The following is a 17,429-nucleotide window of genomic DNA, read 5'->3' as shown; positions in this document are numbered from 1 at the left end:
TCTGCGGCGCGTCTTTCCTCAAACTATGCTCTGCCGCTGGCGGGGGGCGAAGAGAAGAGTGTGACCGCCATGCAACAGGTATGCCTGAATTTGAGACCTTTTTTTGATCGGAGTTTTCCGATGTTCATGTGCGTTGATTGCGGCGGAAGTGTGGGAAATCCCGCATCGGTAGTGTAAATCCCACAGTTTTCGGCGATACGTCGACCGCTCGACAACTTCGCTCATTCGGGCGGGCGACGGCCGGGTTGTTCGTCGCTCTTCCCCTGTTCTGGGCCGGCGGCGTCTTCTTGCACGATGAAGCTGCCGGGAATCATGCCCATCCAGCAACTCCAGGGAATCACGCCGGCCTGTTGCGGCGTGAACTCGATGATTTGCTCGCCTTTTACCACGTCGAATTCGAGCCCCAGAGACGGGACAATGATCCGGTGGTTGCAGTAGTTCAGTTCCTTTCCCTCGATGATCCACTTCACGGGAACGCCTTTTTTCAGTACGAACGTGTCCGGTTTAAAACCCCGCTTATTGACCTCCATGCGGATCACCTGGTAATCGCCGGCGGGAGCCGTGGAGTCCTCTTTCTTGGTCAAATTTTCCAGGCGGGTTGCGGCCAAGGTCGCCAAGGTCCGAAAGTCGTAGCCGGAGCCGCTCATGATCAGGCCTCGATTCAGCATGATGAGTCCGAGGGCCATCACCAGAAAGGCGGATGCTTTCAAGAGTCCTCGGGTCGCCTGGGCGGAAATCAGGCTGGTCAGCACCCCGAAGCCGAACAATATCGGCAATGTGCCCAGCCCGAAGACGAAAAGGAGCTTGGAGCCTTCGATAAAGCTGCCGGTGCCGGCGGCCATGATGTACATGGCCTGGAGCGGACCGCAGGCGATCATCAGACCGTTCAGCAGGCCGATCAGGAATGGACTTTTGCTTTTTTGCGTCCTGCCGTATACGAAGCGGTTCAAGAATGTCGGTATGCGAATGTGAACGCGCCGGAGGCTCTTGAACCAGTCCAGCATGTTGAGGCCGAACACGATCAGGAAGATGCCGGCCGCGATCGCGGCGATGCCACGGATTTCCGGGGTAAAGGCTATGAACGAACCGAGCAGCCCGAATAGGCCGCCGATCAGGGTATACGATAAGGTCTTGCCGACCCCGTAAAGGACGTGGGAGAGCACCAAGGAACGTTTGCCGGTCGCGGCGGCGCTCGCGGTATAGCCGACAACGAAACCGCCGCACATTCCCACGCAGTGAAAACCGGTGACGAAGCCGATCAGAAACAAGAGGCCATAGCTCATGCTACGATCGAACTCTGGCAGGTGCATGCGCTCGGCGAGCTGATCGCCTTGGATCAGGAGTGCGGCAATAACGGTTAGTGAGAGCAGGGCGACCAGCAATCGTCCGAAGGCGCGGAGCCGCGAAGAACCGCCGGCCGGCGCCGGTGAGCATTGATAACCCTGGCTATCGATGGCTTCGATGATTTTTCGGGGATCGGTTCGAGCGGGGTCGAAGCTGACGGTGGCGGTCCCGGCCGCAAAATCGGCCTTGATATCTTGGACCCCGGAAAGTTGGGCCACCGCTTGCTCGATCGTCGTTTCGCATCCCTGGCAGTGCATGCCGTCGACGCGGAATTTCCGGGTTATCATCGCCATCCAATAGTACCTGCTGGGAAATTTCAGCCCGTTACCCGCGGAGCTCAGTAGGGGTGAATTATATTAGCGGATTTTAATGATGACGTTACAAGAGTGTTTCATCAATGTATCGTTTTCGGGCGAATGAGGAGCCTTGAAACAAGGAACCGCGGTAATGATGGCGTTTCTCGTTTTCGGCAAGGATGAATGGCTGCAAAAACTACGCCTCTCGATGAAGCGTGTTCAAAGCACGGCTCGGATAATAGTTGGCGGGAAACCGCGAAAGGCGTTATGAGTCAGTCTTCACGCTTAAATTCGCCTTCTATCGTGTGCCGGGTTTCGCGTGTCGTCTTTCCGGGAGGGTGGGAAATGCCGCTTTCGAGAATACGTTGCGCGATTCGTTTCCGGGTGGCCGGCAGCAGGCAGAACAATGCCAGCATATCGCTGATGAAGCCGGGTATCAGCAACAGCAAACCCCCGGCGGCTATCAAGCCGCCTTCGATCATCTCGCGGGCCGGCAATTCGCCACGCGCCAAGGCTTGCTGAACCCGGAACCAGGTGGTCCAACCCTGTATTCTCAATAAAAAGCTGCCTAGCGCCGCAGCACCCAGCAACAGGAATAAAGTGGGGAAAAAACCCAGAGAACCGACGAGTTTGATCAGTAAATAAATCTCCAAGACCGGCAAGCTCAACAGCGCGAGCAATAACCATTGACCGATGTTCATTAAGCCCTCATACGTTTAGAATTCCGATTAATCCAGTGCTTTTTGCCATGTCTACCCAATACTGTCTAGTTTTGTGCACTTGTCCGGATGCGAACACCGCGGAGACGTTGGCTAGGGCGGCGGTCGCCGAACGCCTGGTCACCTGCGCCAACATCGTTCCCGGACTGACATCCGTTTATCCTTGGGAAGGCAAGATAGAAACGGCTCAGGAGCATCTCCTCCTGATGAAGACCGAAACGGCTTCTTTGGAAGCATTGGAAGTCTTTGTGCGCGAGAAACACCCGTACGAACTTCCCGAATTCATTGCGGTCTCCATACTGCATGGTTCGACCGCGTACCTCGATTGGATCAGCAGATGGCTGCCCCCCGAAAATTGATGGACCGTCCGGACAGATTGCTTCCGGACAGAGTCCGCATCCCCGACCTTCTTCCTACTGAGTGATTTTGTTATGCCGCAGTTCCCCGACAAAGGTATCTACACAGATCGTCACCCCGGCAGGGAGTGCCGGGGTCCAGGCGCCAAGGATGGCAAAGGCCTTTCACATCCCTGTGTTCTGGATTCCGGCAATCCATGCCGGAATGACGGCTTTGCAAACGTGTGCATATACCTTTGGTTCCGCGAGTGGGTTTTTGGGTTGTTGTTTGTCTTTTTGCCGGCCTGGACAGGTACGGTTTGGGCCATCAGCAGCGAAGAGCTTCTGCCACCCGAACAGGCTTTCCGGGCATCGGCAAAGATCGAGGGCGATGAGGCCTTGGTCGGATTCGACATCGCGGACGGCTATTATCTGTACCGGCAAAAATTCAAGTTCGCGTCCAAGACTTCGGGCGTCGATTTGGGCGAGCCGGTTTTTCCGAAGGGAGAAACCAAACACGACGAATTTTTCGGCGAGATGGAGATTTATCGCGGGCACGTCGATATCCGTCTTCCGTTGATGCGGAGCGGCGGCACCGCCGATGCACTGGCTCTCGACGTAACCTCGCAGGGCTGTGCCGATGCCGGAGTATGCTATCCGCCGTACAAGCGGACGGTGAACGTGGCGTGGCCTCCGACTGGCGCAGGCGGTGCCAAGACCGATTCGCTCGGAAAATTGGCCGAAGCCTTCAAATCGCTGGGCGTGAAAACCCAGCCCGTCGATTTGCTGCCCCCGGACGAGGCGTTCCGTTTCTTCGCCGAGGTCAAGGATGCCGGTACGCTGTGGGTCAGCTGGCAGATTGCCGACGGGTATTATCTTTACCGGGAAAAATTCAAGCTGGCCTTGCTCGGCGAGAGCGGGGTAAAGCTCGGGAGCTATGAGATTCCGCACGGCGAACCCAAGCACGACGAAGAGTTCGGGGCGGTGGAGGTATTCCATCGGGAAGTCGGTTTTGCCGTTCCGCTGTCGCGTGCCGATGGCAAGCCGGTCAATATTCAGTTGCAGGCGAATTATCAGGGCTGCGCGGAGAAGGGTGTGTGCTACCCGCCGATGCAGAAAACCGCGAGCCTGGATTTGCCGGCCGGTGGTACCGGAAAAATCGCGTCGGTAGCAAATCCTGCCGAGCCGGTATCGGAGCAGGACCGAATCGCCTTCGCGCTGCAAAGCGATTCCCCCTGGGCGACGGTTCTCAGTTTTCTCGGGTTCGGGCTGCTGCTGGCGTTCACGCCCTGTATTTTTCCGATGATCCCGATTCTGTCGGGCATCATCGTCGGGAATGGCCACACGATCACGACCGGCCGGGCTTTCATGTTGTCCCTCAGCTACGTATTGGCTTCGGCGTTTGCTTATACCGTCTTCGGCGTTTTGGCCGGGCTGTTCGGCAGCAATCTTCAGATTCTGTTTCAAAAGCCCGAAGTCATCGTGGCATTCAGCGCTTTGTTCGTGCTGCTGGCCTTGTCGATGTTCGGCGTTTATACGCTGCAAATGCCCGAATTTATCCAATCCCGCGTGGTTTCCATCAGCAATCAGCAACGCGGCGGCACTCTGACTGGAGCGGCGATCATGGGCGCACTTTCCGCCTTGATCGTCGGGCCGTGCGTGGCGGCGCCCCTGGCCGGCGCGCTAATCTATATCGGCCAGACCGGCGACGCCGTGCTCGGCGGGCTGGCTTTGTTCGCGCTGGGTTTGGGCATGGGGATCCCCTTGCTGGCCATCGGCGCATCGGCAGGCAAGTTGCTGCCCAAGGCCGGGACCTGGATGAACGCGGTAAAGGCCGCTTTCGGCGTGGGTCTTTTGGCGATCGCGGTTTGGCTGCTCGAACGTATTCTGCCCGCCGCCGTATCCATGTTCCTTTGGGCACTGCTGCTGATCATTCCGGCCATTTACCTCGGCGCCCTGGATGCCTTGCCTCATCCGGCCTCCGGATGGCGCAGACTGTGGAAGGGCGTAGGCATCGTCATGCTCACGTACGGGGTGCTGCTGTTGATCGGCGTTGCCTCGGACAGTACCGACCCGCTACAGCCGTTGCGCGGGATCTATGCGACGACCGCCAAGGCGTCGCCGCAGTCGATCGCGTTCCGAAAGGTCAGGACCATTGACGACCTGAATCAGCAGGTGGCGGCGGCCGAGGTCGCCGGAAAGTGGGTCATGCTGGATTTCTATGCCGATTGGTGCATCTCCTGTAAGGAAATGGAGCGCTATACCTTCGCCGATCCCAAAGTACAGAATGCGCTCAGCAACGTGGTATTGCTGCAGGCCGATGTCACGCAAAATTCCGCGGACGATCAGGCGCTCTTGCAACGCTTTGGTCTCATCGGTCCGCCGGCGACGCTGTTCTTCGGACCTGATCGGGAGGAGCGGAAATCGTTCCGCGTGGTCGGCTATATGAATGCGGATGAATTTTTGGGACATTTGCAAAGGGCGTTGCAGTGAAATCGACAAAGTTTCTCTACGGATTGCTCGCATTGGCCGCGCTTCTTCTCGGCATTCTCGCCCAAAGCTGGCTGAGCGGAGAGTCGACAGCCCCGAGGAATGGGGCGCCTCCGGAGCCTGTGACGCTCAGGGATCTCGATGGCAATCCGCACGATATCGCCGAATTGAAAGGCAAGATCGTCGTACTCAACTTCTGGGCGACCTGGTGCGCCCCCTGCCGGGAGGAGATGCCGGAGTTCGTCCGATTGCAGACGGAATTGGGCGACAAGGGCGTCCAGTTCGTCGGCATTGCCATAGACGAATCGGAAGCCGTGCAGGACTTCTTAAGAGAGACGCCGGTCAACTATCCGATATGGCTGGGTGACGAACGTGCCGCCGCCTGGGCGGAGAGTCTCGGAAACCGGCTTAACGTCTTGCCGTTCTCCGCCGTTTTCGACCGTGCCGGCCAGCAGGTGGACGCCCATACGGGGCCATTCTCGAGAGAGCAGCTCATGAAGGTTCTCGAAGCGCTGCTTCATTGACCTTTCCGCCAAAACGCGCTAACTGCGTCGAATGTAAGCGAAATCCTTCATTTGTGGACAGATTTTGCGCATTTCGGCAAAATAGCCGCGGTTTTTCGGCTTCTGCGGTAATCGGAAACGGGGCTGCTCTCGTAATATGGCAAACATCCTTGTGCTCAACGGCCCGAATCTCAATTTGCTTGGGTTTCGCGAGCCGGGGTTATACGGCAGTCAAACGCTTGGCGACATCGAGTCTGCACTGGACTCCAAGGCGCAAGCGCTGGGTTGCCATCTGGATTTTTTCCAGAGCAATGCCGAGCACGAGCTTATAGACCGTATCCACCAGGCGTTCAGGGAATCCATCGACTTCATACTCATCAATCCGGGAGCTTACACGCATACCAGTATCGCGCTTCGAGATGCGTTTCTTGCAACCCGCATTCCTTTCATTGAAGTCCATTTATCCAACGTTCACGCGCGGGAGCCTTTCCGCAAACACTCATATTTATCCGATATCGCCAAAGGCGTTATTTGCGGATTCGGCGCGCTCGGTTATGAGCTCGCCTTGACTGCCGCCATACACATCCTAAAAACAGGCTAAAACATGGATATTAGAAAAATAAAAAAGCTCATCGAAATGATCGAAGAGTCGGGCATTGCCGAAATCGAGATTCGCGAAGGGGAGGAATCGGTACGCATTAGTCGGTACAGCAGTACGGCGCCGCAACCGGTGCAGGTATTGCAGGCTGCTGCGCCGGCCGTTGCGCCACAGCCGACCGCAGCGCCTCAGTCGGCCGAGGCGACGGCGGATAAACTGACCGGGCACATCGTCCGATCGCCCATGGTGGGAACCTTTTACCGTTCGCCCTCGCCAGGAGCGAAGGCTTTCGTCGAGGTCGGCCAGCGCGTGGAAGTAGGCGATACGCTCTGCATCATCGAGGCGATGAAGATTCTGAATCAGATCGAGGCGGACAAAGCCGGTGTGATCGCAAAGGTGCTGGTGGAAAACGCCCAACCGGTGGAATACAACCAGCCCTTGTTCGTCATCGAGTAACGGCTTATCGCTGTTGCTTCTAATTCGGCCCATCCACCAGGTGTCAGTTCATGCTCGGTAAAGTTCTCATCGCCAACAGGGGCGAGATCGCCCTGCGCATTCTTCGTGCTTGCCGCGAACTCGGTATCAAAGCCGTGGCCGTGCATTCCGAGGCCGATCGCGACCTAAAGCACGTGCGGCTCGCCGACGAGTCCGTGTGCATCGGTCCTGCGCCGTCGAAGGAAAGCTATCTCAACATTCCGGCTATCATCAGCTCCGCCGAAGTCACCGATTCGGTGGCTATCCATCCCGGTTACGGGTTTTTGTCGGAGAACGCCGACTTCGCGGAAAAAGTGATCCAAAGCGGTTTCATTTTCATCGGCCCTCGTCCGGAGACCATCCGGCTCATGGGAGACAAGGTGTCTGCCATCGAGGCCATGAAAAAAGCGGGTATCCCGTGTTTGCCCGGCTCGGATGGCCCTTTGAGCGAAAATCACGACGAAAACCTGAAAGTCGCCCGCCGAATCGGTTTTCCGGTCATCATCAAGGCGGCGGGCGGCGGTGGAGGACGCGGCATGCGGGTCGTCCACAGCGAGGCGAATCTCCCGAGCGCCATCACGCTGACTCGAGGAGAGGCCGCGGCGGCATTCGGCAACGACATGGTCTATATGGAGAAGTTCCTGGAAAATCCGCGGCATATCGAGGTCCAAGTGATTGCCGACGGACACGGGAATGTGGTTCATCTGGGCGAGCGCGATTGCTCCACTCAGCGTCGGCATCAGAAAGTCGTCGAAGAGGCGCCGGCGCCCGGCATTACCGAGGAGCAGCGTCGCCAAATTGGTGAGCGTTGCGTCAGAGCCTGTCAGGAAATCGGCTATCTGGGCGCCGGAACCTTCGAGTTTCTTTACCAGGACGGCCAGTTTTATTTCATCGAGATGAATACCCGGGTACAGGTGGAACATCCGGTGACGGAAATGGTGACGGGCTTCGATATCGTCAAGGAGCAGCTTCGCATTGCCGCCGGCGAGGTATTGGCGATCAGGCAGGAGGATGTTCAGATGCGGGGCCATGCCATTGAGTGCCGGATCAACGCCGAGGATCCGCAAAGTTTTATCCCGAGCCCCGGCGTGATCGAGCAGTTCCATATGCCCGGAGGTCCTGGAATCCGGGTCGAAACGCATATCTATAACGGCTATCGGGTACCGCCTTATTACGACTCGATGATCGGCAAGCTCATCGCCCACGGCGAGACCCGGAGCGGGGCTATCGCGCGTGCCCGCATGGCGCTTCAGGAAATGGTCATCGGCGGTATCAAGTGCAATATTCCTTTGTTGCTCGATATCATCAACGATGCGGCTTTTAATGCCGGCGGGCAGAATATCCATTATTTGGAGCAGAAGCTCGGATTGAAACACTGATGTGGCGTCAGCTGGCGATTACGGTCGATGAATCTTTGGCGGAGCCGGTTTCCGATCTTTTGTCGAATCTCGGCGCCGTTTCCGTCAGCTTCGAAGATGCCGGCGACCAGCCTCTGTTCGAACCCAAGCCGGGGGAGACGCCGGTTTGGCGGCAGACTAAAGTGATCGGGTTATTCGATGCCGACGCCAATACCAATCGCATACGGAACTCGGTCGCGAACCAATTCGGCGAGCGAGTACTTCAATATCAGCTCGAGGATTTGGAAGACCGTGTATGGGAGAGAGCGTGGCTGGATCATTTTCAGCCGATGCGCTTCGGCCAGAGGCTCTGGATTTGTCCGACCGGCTTCGAGCCGCCGGAACCCGAGGCCGTCAACATAGTGCTCGATCCCGGCTTGGCTTTCGGAACCGGCACTCATCCCACGACAGCGCTTTGCCTCGAATGGCTGGACGGCCAGGATCTCGCAGGCAAGACCGTGATCGATTACGGCTGCGGATCGGGAGTTCTGGCTGTGGCTGCATTGAAGCTGGGTGCGGCGAAAGCCTATGGCGTGGATATCGATCCCCAGGCGCTCACCGCCTCGGACGAAAACGCGCGCAAGAACGGCGTGGAGGACAGGTTGGCCCTCGGGTATCCGCGCGAGCTTGCCGCTGTCCGCGCTGATGTGCTGGTCGCCAACATTTTGGCTACGCCTTTGATCGAACTGGCGGCGGAAATCAGCGAAAAAGTCCGGCCCGGCGGGAGTTTGGCATTGTCCGGTATTTTGGCGACGCAGGTCGAAAACGTCCGCGCGGCCTACGCGTCGCAGTTCGATTTCTCTCCCCCCGTGGTTCGCGAGGAATGGGCATTGCTTACCGGCGCCAAGCTTCGAGGTTGAATCGTGTTTACCCGCTGTCCCGAGTGTAAGACCGCATACCGCATCAGCGTCGGCCAATTACGGGCTGGACGCGGAGAAGCGCTTTGCGACCGCTGCCATATCGTTTTCAACGTCTTAGTATCCTTGGGGCAAGCCGTGAAGGATGCGGTTCCGGAGGACACGCCTCAAGCCAGACCTCCGGTTTTGGGAGATCGAGAAGCGGTCCTCCTCCGAAAATTCGAGCGGGAGCTGTCCGAGGAGTCGGGTGGCGAGCAATCGGGGACCGAGCACAAAAGCAAGGCGTTTGACGGGGAAGCTCGGGCAGGCCATGGCAAAGGAAAGTCCGGTCCGTCCTCGGTAACGCCGGGTGCTTTGTGGGGGCTGGGCGTGTTCGGGCTGCTGGGTCTCCTGATTGCTCAACTGGTCATTTTCGAAGGAGACAGAATAGTACAGAGCGCACGACTGCGTCCCTGGCTGGACATGGCCTGCAAGACGATCGACTGTTCTTTGCCGCCCTATAAAGACGTGCGCCGCATCCAGATTTTCGATCGCGCCTTGCGGCCGGACTCGACCCGCGATGACGCACTGGAATTCCAACTCGTCTTTGCGAATCAGTCCAACTTGCCGCAAATGCTCCCCAATCTGAAGCTGGTTCTCACCGAACTCAACGGAAGCCCGGTGGCGGAGCGGATATTCACGCCTGCGGAATATCTTCCCGAAGGGGAAAAAACCTCGCTGATGCCTGTCGGCAAACCGTTTGAAATTCGCTTGCTATTGGCCAAACCCACTAACGACGTGGGCGGCTTCACGTTCGAACTGCTCTGATCCGGGTCTTTCATGCTTTCCGATAGCGAAATAGCTATCGGACGTCAAATCAGCTGCAAGAATGCGCACAGGCAAACGGGTGAGTCGAGCCCGAGCCTTGCTGTTGATGGGCGAGGCCGCCTGCCTGGAAATGAAAAGAAATCGGCACCCCGCTAAATTTCGGGCAGGCGGCATTAAATGGGCTTATTTCAGCCGCTTGGCTAGCATCCTCTTGAAACACGGACCTCGGAATGCGAGCCCGAGTCTTTAGATTTTGCGGGAACGTCTTGAGATCAGGCCCAGCCCGGCGATGGCCGAGCCGAACAGCCAGACCGCGCCGGGAACCGGAACGGGTGCCGGCGCTACTCCCGGGCCGTCGCCGCCGCCGAAATAGCCGCTCGTGATCTCGCCGTTCTGGTTGCCGTTCATGGCCGGTTCGGGGCCTGAAAAGTCCGTCACGTGGGCGGCGTACCAAGCGTTTCCTTGGTCCGCAGTTCCGGTAGAGGGGGCGTGGTAGGAGTCGGGCGTATCGCCGTTGATGTCGGTGATGCTAAAGCTGAGCGGCTCCTGGCGGTTACTCCCGGTGCCCGACACGACTACGTCGAATCTGCCGAATCCGTTTAGTGTCCGGTTGAAATCGACGTTCCAGCCGGCGGGTAAACCGGTGATATTGTCCGATTCCAAGCTGGTTCCGTTTGCCAGATTGAACCCGAACGATTGGATGCCGAAATTGGATAATTCCTTGTCCGCAAATGGCTGGCCCGGATCATTCAGTGCATCGACGTCAAAGGTAACATCGTTCCCCGATGTGCCCACATTCACCGTCAAGTAATTCGTTCCGTCGGTAAAGGGGGCTTGGTCGATGTTCGTTTGGTCCAGGAAATAGGATGCTGCCTGGGATTGGCCCGTCACGGCCAATGCCGCTCCCAAATAAAGCGGTGCGAGTCTCATGATTCTCTCCTTGAAAATCCAGTTTGGCCAATTCGGTGGGCGGATACAAACCGGGTCTATCCGGACTATCCCTGATCCCGGTTACGAGCGTGAGCCCGTAACGGTGTTGACGCACTTGAATCGCCAGAGTTCCCGATTGTGAGCAAGGTTTTACGTTCCGTCTCACGTTTGCGACGGATGCCTTCGAAGCATTTGAGAGAGCGGGAAGCCGGTTTCGACGGTTGAAGTTGTATTCCGAGGGAGGAGGCGACGGAACGAAGGCGAAGCGATTGGGCGGTGTGCGCCGTTTGAGACAACAGCCGATTCGCGTCCGAATCGGGCAAGTCTTCCTTGGAGCGCCGAAAGTTCTTGGCTTATTCTATCCGGCGACCGTGGGGCATTCCTTTGTGTCAGGGCTCCAAACGTTGGTCATTTAGTATAAGTAAGTCTTATTACAGTAATCATAACAACTGAATTTTTTTTATGAACGGAACGGCTTATAGTTCCTCGCTGTGAAAGGACAATACGATTTGCGGTCCAAGTAGGACCAGAAAAACATTCCTGAGAACAATCCACAGATGTGGTAGGAGGAAAGTATGGCTGTAAAGACCTATAGCGCGGGCGTAAAAGAATACCGCGAGACCTACTGGATGCCGGATTACACCCCGGCGGATACCGATATCTTGGCCGTATTCAAAATTACGCCTCAGCCTGGCGTGCCTCGCGAGGAAGCGGCAGCGGCAGTCGCCGCAGAATCGTCCACCGGCACCTGGACTACGGTTTGGACCGACCTTCTGACCGATCTCGACTATTACAAAGGCCGCGCCTACCGCATCGAAGACGTTCCGGGCAGCGACGAGCAGTTCTATGCCTTCATCGCTTATCCGATCGATCTGTTCGAGGAAGGGTCGGTGGTAAACGTTTTCACTTCTCTGGTCGGCAACGTGTTCGGCTTCAAGGCCGTCCGCGGATTGCGCCTGGAAGACGTGCGCTTCCCAATCGCTTATGTGATGACCTGCGGCGGTCCGCCCCACGGCATTCAGGTCGAGCGCGACATCATGAACAAGTACGGCCGCCCGCTCTTGGGCTGCACCATCAAGCCGAAACTGGGGCTGTCCGCGAAGAACTACGGACGCGCGGTTTACGAGTGCCTGCGCGGCGGCCTGGACTTCACCAAGGATGACGAGAACGTAAACAGCCAGCCGTTCATGCGCTGGAAGCAACGCTTCGATTTCGTCATGGAAGCCATCCATAAGGCGGAGCGCGAAACGGGGGAACGCAAGGGCCATTACCTGAACGTGACCGCGCCGACCCCGGAAGAAATGTACAAGCGTGCGGAATACGCCAAGGAAATCGGTGCGCCCATCATCATGCACGACTACATTACCGGAGGGTTCTGCGCCAATACGGGTCTTGCCAACTGGTGCCGCGACAACGGCGTTCTCCTGCATATCCACCGTGCCATGCACGCCGTGATCGACCGCAACCCGAATCATGGCATCCATTTCCGTGTGTTGACCAAGATTCTGAGACTATCGGGCGGCGATCACCTGCACACCGGCACCGTCGTCGGCAAGCTGGAAGGCGATCGGGCGTCCACCTTGGGCTGGATCGATCTGCTTCGCGAGCGCTACATCAAGGAGGACCGCTCTAGAGGCATCTTCTTCGATCAGGATTGGGGCGCCATGCCGGGAGCGTTCGCCGTCGCTTCGGGCGGTATCCATGTCTGGCACATGCCGGCGCTGTTGTCGATTTTCGGCGATGACGCCGTGTTCCAGTTCGGCGGCGGTACTCTCGGCCATCCGTGGGGCAACGCGGCGGGCGCCGCAGCCAACCGCGTTGCTCTGGAAGCTTGCGTCGAAGCCCGCAACCAGGGCCGTCAGCTCGAGAAAGAAGGCAAGGAGATTCTGACATCCGCGGCCAAGGACAGCCCCGAGCTCAAGGCTGCATTGGAAACCTGGAAGGAAATCAAGTTCGAGTTCGATACGGTTGACAAACTCGACGTGGCGCACAAGTAATCGCCCGGACAGTCCGACTGATTTGAAGCGATACCGTTGAAGAACCGAACGTCGCTAGAAAGCAGTCCCCTCTGAAACGGGAAGGGATTGCTCAAGCGATCAATGAACGAGGATTGGAACAATCATGAGTGAAATGCAAGATTACAAATCCAGCCTGACCGATGTTTCGAGCCGAAAATTCGAAACTTTCTCCTATTTGCCGCCGATGGACGCCGCCAATATCCGAAAACAGGTGGAATACATCGTCAGCAAGGGCTGGAATCCGGCCATCGAGCATACCGAACCGGAGAACGCCTTCGACCACTACTGGTATATGTGGAAGTTGCCGATGTTCGGCGAAACCGATGTGGACCGTATTCTGGCGGAAGCGGAGGCCTGTCATAAGGCGCATCCGAACAACCATGTGCGGTTGGTCGGCTACGACAACTTCAAGCAGTCGCAAGGCGCTGCCATGGTGATTTACCGGGGGCCGATCAAAGCCTAGGCCTTACGAGGCTCAGGTTCGAAAGCCCCGGTCTGCGAATACAGTCCGGGGCTTTTTTATGAAAGGGGTGTTCTGGCTTGATGGTTCAAGAAAGCATGGATTCAAGCAAGCAGCTCGATCAGACCATGACGCTCGAGGACGGGCGCAGGCTCGGCTTCGCCGAGGTCGGCTATTCCGCCGGGTTACCGGTCGTCTACTGCCACGGGTTCCCCGCCTCCCGGCTGGAGAGCGTCCTCATTGCGCAGGCGGCCGAACGTCAGCGGGCACGCATTATCGCCCCCGATCGTCCCGGCTACGGACTGTCGGATTTGAAGCCGGCGCGCACTATCGGGAGTTGGGCTGACGACGTCGCTCAATTGGCTGATTCTCTCGGCATCGAACGGTTCTCAGTGCTGGGCACGTCCGGCGGGGGACCTTACGGGCTGGCCCTCGCCGCGCAGCTGCCGGACCGGGTACAGGCGGTCGGGATCATCTGCGGTCTCGGGCTATTGGAAGATCCGGAAGCGACGCAGGCTATGCATTGGCCGGCACGGTTCGGATTCGGCGCGGCCCGTAGCGCACCCCGGATGCTGCGTTTGATTTACGGAGAGTTCCTCGGACGCCTGATTTTCCGAAGCCCCGAAGTGGCGCTGTCTCTACTGGCTTTAGGCAGTCCGGCTTCCGACCGGTCGACCTTGACGCGCCCGGAGATTAAAGCGGCCCTCTGCGCCTCGGTGCGGGAGGCCTTGCGTTCGGGCGGGGAGGGAGCAGTACAGGACATGATTTTGTATGCTCACGACTGGGGGATTGACCTCGCGCAGATCCGAATGCCGACTACGTTCTGGCACGGCGAAGCGGATGTTACCGTGCCGTTATCCCACACGCTGGCGCTCGCCGAACGACTTCCCCACGCTCAGGTTTTTACATTTCCGGGCGAGGGCCATTTTTCTCTGCCGATAAACCGTGCGGACGAAATTATCAAAACGTTAATCGAGTCGATAAAACGTGGAAATCCGTGAAGAGGATTGAGCGATGACCATCTCCGAACAGTATTTTATCGAAGAACAACCCTATTACCGGCCGGTCTCTAACGAGATCGAGTTATTCGAGGCCGCCTATGCCGCGCGGATGCCGGTCATGCTGAAAGGCCCGACCGGTTGCGGCAAGACCCGTTTCATCGAGTTCATGGCTTGGAAGCTGAAGCGGCCGTTGATTACCGTCGCCTGCAACGAGGACATGACGGCCTCCGACCTGATTGGACGTTTCCTGCTCGACGCCACCGGCACGCGCTGGCAGGACGGGCCATTGACCACGGCGGCCAGGATCGGTGCGATTTGTTACCTGGACGAGGTGGTCGAAGCGCGCCAGGACACGACGGTGGTCATACACCCTTTGACCGATCATCGCCGGACCATGCCGCTCGACAAGAAAGGCGAGTTGGTGCATGCGCATCCCGATTTCCAGTTGGTCATTTCCTACAATCCCGGCTATCAAAACCTTTTGAAGGACTTGAAGCAATCCACCAAGCAACGCTTCGGCGCCCTGGATTTCAATTACCCGAAGACCGAAGTGGAAACCGAAGTGATTTCCCACGAAACCGGCGTCGACCCGAAAACCGCAGAGAAGCTGGTGCAGATTGCTCATCGAGCCCGCAATCTCAAGGGCCATGGTTTGGACGAGGGAATTTCGACGCGTCTTCTAGTGTATGCGGGGCAGCTGATCGCGAAGGGCGTCGAACCGAGGGCGGCATGTCAGATGACCTTGGTTCGCCCCCTGACCGATGATCCGGACATGCGGGATACTCTGGACGCAGCGGTTGCTACGTTTTTCTAAAAAAGGACTAAGCCGCTGCGGGGCAAGACGAGGCGAGCCATGAGCATCAACCTGGAAGACTACCGCGAATACCTGGAGCGGGTCGAGCCGCATATCAAGGACACCCTAGAGGCCAGCTTCCACGAAGCGGGGCGGGTGATGTCGCCGGGCGGCTTGCGCAATTATATCGAGGGTGCCCGCGTGCTTTCGGAACTGGGACGCGGGTCCGAACTGGTGGTGTCCTATATCCAGGAAATGCCCCTGGTCGCCAAGGAAGTGGGCGACGAAATCATTCCCGATGTGGTGACCTCGGTGATGAAGCTGGCCTCCATGGTCAGCGGGGGCGTGATCGCCGCGCTGTTCGACAGCCTGCCCACGGCGGCCAGCCGGCTGGGCGATGCCGACTTGCTGCGCCAGTATCTGGCCCTGGTCCATCAGCTTTCGGCGAAAGCACCACGCGGATTGCGCCCGATGCTTCAGCACCTCGACCAGCTATTCGATAAGTTGACGCTGGGCGGGCTGCGCCGCTGGGCGCTCTGGGGCGCACAGGCGCACGGGCGCGATTTCGAAAACCTGGCCAAATATTTCGGTCTCGAAACGGCGGACAGCCTCGCGGTGCTCCAGAAGGAACGCCGCGGCACGCTGTTCGTCGATACCCAGCGCAAGCTGAACTTCTATCTGCGCGCGTTGTGGGGCCGCGATTTCCATTTGCGCCCGACGGCCGGCGATTATGAAACGCGCGAAGGACTCAAGCCTTTCATCGAGTTTCCGGTCATCTACCTGCCCGATGCTTTCGACGATTACGGCGGCATTTCCGGCAAGGAGCTGTACCGTGCTGCCTGCGCCCACGCCGCCGCGCATCTCGCCTACACCAAGAAGCCGATCTCGGCGGAAGCGTTGAATCCGGTGCAGATGTTCATGATCGGTCTGATCGAGGATGCCCGTGTCGAGCATCTGGCCATCCGGCAGTTTCCAGGGCTCCGGCAGCTCTGGCTTCCGTTGCATGAGGCGGATGCCGAAGGTCGGGAAAGCCGCGATCCCGCTCTGTCTTTCTTGGAGCGCTTGGCCCATGCGCTGCTCGATGCGGAACTCGAAACCGAGGATAGCCTGATTCGGGAGACGGTAGCGGCCTTCCGGGAAGTCTTTGCGGCTCGTCCTGATGACAACCAAATCAGCTGGGATCTGGGTGTAACGCTATATAACAAGGTCAAGGATCGACTCGCGCTCCCGTCGTTGCGCATCCTGGAGGGCATAGCTATCCCGTACCGCGACGACAACCGGTTCATCTGGGCGTTCGCCGAGCAGTTCTGGGAACAGGCGGAATACGCACCGGCCAGCGAGCGCCAGGTCCGCAGGAAGGTTTCGGTCATGGAGATGGTCAACGAGGTGGACTGCGAACTGGCGGGGGACGATGCCCAGGAGGTCTGGACCCTGGAGACGCCGTTCCATTTGGATCAGGAAGGCTGCACCATCAATGAACTGGAAGGCAAGGAGCCGGTCAGCGATCCTTATCATTACCCCGAGTGGGACTACCAGGTACAGTTGCACCGCCCCAATTGGGCGACCGTTTTGGAAAAACGGCAGCCCAGGGGGGAGCAGGAACTGATCGAGCAGATCCTGGTGGAGTACAAGCCCGTCGCCAGCCGCCTCAAGCACATCATCGATGCCTTGCAGCCGCGGGGTTTGGTCCGCCAGCGGCGGCAGGAGGACGGCGACGAGATCGATCTCAACGCCGCCATTCGCGCCATGATCGACATCCGCATGGGTGAGATGCCGGACCCGCGCATCAATATCCGCTATATCCGCAAGACGCGGGATCTGGCGGTGCTGGTACTGCTGGATCTATCGGAGTCGACCAACGAGACCCTGCCGGGATCGGATCGCGCCGTGATTCAGCTTGCGCGGGAGGCGACGACCCTGCTGGCCTGGGCTATCGACGGTATTGGCGATCCCTTCGCCATCCACGGGTTTGCTTCGGACGGGCGGCACGACGTGCAGTATTACCGTTTCAAGGATTTCGATCAGCCCTTCGACGATCAGGCAAAGGCGAGATTGGCGGGCATGCAGGGAGGGCTTTCGACCCGGATGGGGGCGGCGCTGCGCCACGCCGGAAAGTTTCTGCTGCGTCAGCCGCAGCAGAAAAAACTGCTGCTTTTGGTTTCCGATGGGGAACCCGCGGACATCGACGAGCGCGATCCGCAGTACCTTCGGTTCGATACCAAAAAGGCGGTGGAAGAACTGGCTACCGTCGGAGTCATGAGCTACTGTCTTACGCTCGATCCCGAGGCAGACGAGTACGTGTCCAGAATCTTCGGTCCCAACCGCTACACCGTCGTGGATCACGTGCAACGATTGCCGGAGCGCCTGCCTTCGCTGTTCGTTAGCTTGACTGGATAGATTGAGAGGA

General features: G+C 58.2%; 16 protein-coding genes. 13 read left to right on the top strand and 3 right to left on the bottom strand.

The window, feature by feature from the left end:
- Nucleotides 1–221 precede the first annotated feature (221 nt).
- Both JOD69_RS18680 and JOD69_RS18675 read right to left on the bottom strand, forming a co-directional pair.
- Nucleotides 222–1,637, bottom strand: a complete 1,416-nt coding sequence (locus JOD69_RS18680; protein WP_077728783.1) for a sulfite exporter TauE/SafE family protein — start codon at nt 1,635–1,637, stop codon at nt 222–224.
- 275 nt (nt 1,638–1,912) lie between these two features.
- Nucleotides 1,913–2,341, bottom strand: a complete 429-nt coding sequence (locus JOD69_RS18675; RefSeq protein ID WP_077728784.1) for an FxsA family protein — start codon at nt 2,339–2,341, stop codon at nt 1,913–1,915.
- 47 nt (nt 2,342–2,388) lie between these two features.
- On the opposite strand from JOD69_RS18675, the gene cutA reads away from it, so the two are divergent.
- From cutA to JOD69_RS25285, 8 genes are all read left to right on the top strand, one after another.
- Nucleotides 2,389–2,718: a divalent-cation tolerance protein CutA gene (gene cutA, locus JOD69_RS18670; RefSeq protein WP_077728920.1), complete on the top strand. Its 330-nt coding sequence runs from the start codon at nt 2,389–2,391 to the stop codon at nt 2,716–2,718.
- A gap of 72 nt (nt 2,719–2,790) precedes the next feature.
- A complete protein-coding gene (locus JOD69_RS18665) occupies nt 2,791–5,187 on the top strand; it encodes a protein-disulfide reductase DsbD (RefSeq protein WP_086134328.1) in 2,397 nt (798 codons plus the stop codon).
- Nucleotides 5,184–5,708: a TlpA disulfide reductase family protein gene (locus JOD69_RS18660; protein WP_156880356.1), complete on the top strand. Its 525-nt coding sequence runs from the start codon at nt 5,184–5,186 to the stop codon at nt 5,706–5,708. Before JOD69_RS18665 ends, JOD69_RS18660 begins: the two co-directional genes overlap by 4 nt.
- Nucleotides 5,709–5,844: 136 nt before the next feature.
- Entirely contained in the window at nt 5,845–6,288 is a 444-nt protein-coding gene (gene aroQ, locus JOD69_RS18655) for a type II 3-dehydroquinate dehydratase (RefSeq protein ID WP_077728787.1), read from the top strand.
- A 3-nt stretch (nt 6,289–6,291) separates the two neighbouring features.
- Nucleotides 6,292–6,741 (top strand): acetyl-CoA carboxylase biotin carboxyl carrier protein, encoded by a 450-nt coding sequence (gene accB / locus JOD69_RS18650; protein WP_077728788.1) that lies wholly within the window; start codon nt 6,292–6,294, stop codon nt 6,739–6,741.
- 50 nt (nt 6,742–6,791) lie between these two features.
- Nucleotides 6,792–8,138 (top strand): acetyl-CoA carboxylase biotin carboxylase subunit, encoded by a 1,347-nt coding sequence (gene accC, locus JOD69_RS18645; RefSeq protein ID WP_077728789.1) that lies wholly within the window; start codon nt 6,792–6,794, stop codon nt 8,136–8,138.
- Entirely contained in the window at nt 8,138–9,016 is an 879-nt protein-coding gene (prmA, locus tag JOD69_RS18640; protein WP_086134329.1) for a 50S ribosomal protein L11 methyltransferase, read from the top strand. The genes accC and prmA overlap by 1 nt, the downstream gene beginning before the upstream one ends.
- A 3-nt stretch (nt 9,017–9,019) precedes the next feature.
- Entirely contained in the window at nt 9,020–9,820 is an 801-nt protein-coding gene (locus JOD69_RS25285) for a zinc-ribbon and DUF3426 domain-containing protein (RefSeq protein ID WP_077728791.1), read from the top strand.
- A 246-nt stretch (nt 9,821–10,066) separates the two neighbouring features.
- On the opposite strand, the gene JOD69_RS18630 is transcribed toward JOD69_RS25285, so the two are convergent.
- On the bottom strand, nt 10,067–10,750 hold the full coding sequence (locus JOD69_RS18630; RefSeq protein WP_086134330.1) for a VPLPA-CTERM sorting domain-containing protein: 684 nt from the start codon (nt 10,748–10,750) through the stop codon (nt 10,067–10,069).
- Between the two features lie 575 nt (nt 10,751–11,325).
- Between JOD69_RS18630 and JOD69_RS18625 the strand changes: the two genes are divergently transcribed.
- The 5 genes from JOD69_RS18625 to JOD69_RS18605 all read left to right on the top strand — a co-directional run bounded on the left by JOD69_RS18625 (nt 11,326) and on the right by JOD69_RS18605 (nt 17,419).
- A complete protein-coding gene (locus JOD69_RS18625) occupies nt 11,326–12,747 on the top strand; it encodes a form I ribulose bisphosphate carboxylase large subunit (protein ID WP_077728793.1) in 1,422 nt (473 codons plus the stop codon).
- 124 nt (nt 12,748–12,871) lie between these two features.
- A complete protein-coding gene (locus JOD69_RS18620; protein ID WP_077728794.1) occupies nt 12,872–13,231 on the top strand; it encodes a ribulose bisphosphate carboxylase small subunit in 360 nt (119 codons plus the stop codon).
- Between the two features lie 95 nt (nt 13,232–13,326).
- The gene (locus JOD69_RS18615) at nt 13,327–14,229 is read left to right on the top strand and encodes an alpha/beta hydrolase (RefSeq protein WP_210024151.1); all 903 of its coding nucleotides are present in this window, start codon (nt 13,327–13,329) and stop codon (nt 14,227–14,229) included.
- Nucleotides 14,230–14,242: 13 nt separating this feature from the next.
- On the top strand, nt 14,243–15,043 hold the full coding sequence (locus JOD69_RS18610) for a CbbQ/NirQ/NorQ/GpvN family protein (RefSeq protein WP_077728796.1): 801 nt from the start codon (nt 14,243–14,245) through the stop codon (nt 15,041–15,043).
- A 39-nt stretch (nt 15,044–15,082) separates the two neighbouring features.
- Entirely contained in the window at nt 15,083–17,419 is a 2,337-nt protein-coding gene (locus JOD69_RS18605) for a nitric oxide reductase activation protein NorD (protein WP_210024150.1), read from the top strand.
- Nucleotides 17,420–17,429 lie beyond the last annotated feature (10 nt).

Origin of the sequence: Methylocaldum sp. RMAD-M, from assembly GCF_017832375.1 — a bacterium.
Lineage (GTDB): Bacteria > Pseudomonadota > Gammaproteobacteria > Methylococcales > Methylococcaceae > Methylocaldum.
Note: the sequence above shows the minus strand (reverse complement) of the source record. Positions and strands in the feature narration are given on the sequence as shown.